Origin of the sequence: Moorena sp. SIO3I8, from assembly GCF_010692325.1 — a bacterium.
In the GTDB taxonomy this organism is placed as follows: Bacteria; Cyanobacteriota; Cyanobacteriia; order Cyanobacteriales; family Coleofasciculaceae; genus Moorena.
In genome coordinates this window covers 1-1,642 of the sequence record NZ_JAAHHW010000348.1, presented here as the reverse complement: position 1 = coordinate 1,642, position 1,642 = coordinate 1, and the positions used below count along the sequence as shown (strand labels likewise).

General features: G+C 43.2%; 2 protein-coding genes and 1 pseudogene. 1 reads left to right on the top strand and 2 read right to left on the bottom strand.

Annotated features, from left to right (window positions below):
• Positions 1-121 precede the first annotated feature (121 nt).
• A pseudogene (locus F6K51_RS36890) lies at positions 122-283 on the top strand (IS701 family transposase); the annotation flags it as partial.
• A 319-nt stretch (positions 284-602) separates the two neighbouring features.
• Here the strand turns inward: F6K51_RS36890 and F6K51_RS36885 are convergent.
• Entirely contained in the window at positions 603-1,319 is a 717-nt protein-coding gene (locus tag F6K51_RS36885) for a Uma2 family endonuclease (RefSeq protein WP_330359448.1), read from the bottom strand.
• A partial coding sequence (locus tag F6K51_RS36880; protein WP_293031035.1) for a hypothetical protein occupies positions 1,312-1,642 on the bottom strand: 331 nt, incomplete at its 5' end. The genes F6K51_RS36885 and F6K51_RS36880, both read right to left, overlap by 8 nt.

The window sequence follows — 1,642 nt, the reverse complement described above, 5'->3', positions numbered from 1 at the left end:
GCAGAAAAGGGTTAAATATTTGTTAATAAGGCTCCACTATCTTACGGTAACTATCGCCTTTGGCGACGCTTCGCGAACAAACCATGAGCGACTGCCGTGGTTTCCCCCACTCGCGCTTTGCATCAAGACATTGACTGGCATACAATCTTGTCAGTGTCGTAAATCTCGAATCCAAAGAAACCATATTGCTTGTGCTATTTTGGTGTGGAATTTTCTGAAAAGACTAGCTTACTTGACTAAATGTACAGTTTATAAAATTAAGCACCAAAGTTTATCTTCATAGTTAACTAAAGAACTTAAAAAACCTTCTTTAGTTATGAATTTAGTCTGATCAGAATCTACGACCTATCTGGTGTCTTTGCGTAAGTCCTGTGTAACTATGGAGTCCTATAGCATTTTATTTTAGTTGTGAACATAGGATTGATGCTAAAAGGGAACAGGGAACAGCGGATCTGGGAACAGCGGATCTGGAAACAGTAGGAAAGAGCTCCGAAGAGTTTTTGATGTTAGTGCGATCGCTCTTGTAGGGTGGGCAAATGAACATGATATTTGATCTAATTGCCAAACTCTCATTATTTGCCCACCCTACCCTACCTAAAATTTCAATCTTCTGGCTCAACACCCATTGCTCGCAATTGAGCTGCTAGACGTTCAGCTCGTTGATGTTCTCGTTCAGCTCGTTGACGTTCTTGTTCAACTAGCTGTCTTTCTTTCTCAACCGGTGTAGGAATCCAATTTTCGGCTGCATCGTACCAACGCAACCAAAGTCGGTTTAACTCTTGATAGTATCCTGACCACAATCCTAAACCTAGTTCTATTTCTGGAAGCCAGAATTTGTCACCGTTGAGAATCACTTCCCGATAGCTGTTGCGCACTAATTCAAACAAGCGCAGTTTATTGCTATTACCATTGAAGACCACGTAATAGGGAATCCGTAGCATCCGTTCGTAGACTTCCCATTTAGTTGGGGGTTGGTTGGCTTGTGGCCTAACTTCCCCTAAGTCTTCTTTCTGTGTACTAGGAGAAAGTAATTCGATGGCAATAAAAGGAGCTACTCCTTCCTGCCAGATCACGTAACTCAACCGGGATTCTCTTTGTTCGTACAAACGATCCACTCCCAAGACAGCAAACCAATCGGGACGTTTATACCAAGTAGGATGTTTCAGATTGTAGTAGATATTAAGATCGCTAGCAACGAGAATTTGGTTTCTAGGATAATTGGGGGGGAAAAACGTTTTTTCCAGTAAGTCTGCTTGCCAAATATGGTATTGATCTGGCAATCCTGAATCCTCCTTTTCTTCGCTAGGTAGATCATACATTGTCGGTAGGATTTCTTTCGGGGGTCGGGGCGGATCGCTTTGTTGATACATATGCAAAGGGAGTAGGGAATAGGGAATAGGGAATAGGGAATAGGGAATAGGGAATAGGGAGTCGGGAGTCGGGAGTCGGGAGTCGGGAGTCGGGAGTCGGGAACAGGGAACAGGGAGTACTGCGTACCCTCTTGTAGGGTGGGCAAATGGATATGATAACTGATCTAATTGCCAAACTATCAAAATTTGCCCACCCTACCCTACCGAATGCGATCGCCCTATATTTTAAAATAAGGGAAAAACCCCCTAAATCTATGGTCGAAAACCCTTGA

Excerpts from the sequence above, each read along its gene's own strand:
- F6K51_RS36885 (WP_330359448.1), bottom strand. The coding sequence starts at position 1,319 with ATGTATGATCTACCTAGCGAAGAAAAGGAGGATTCAGGATTGCCAGAT.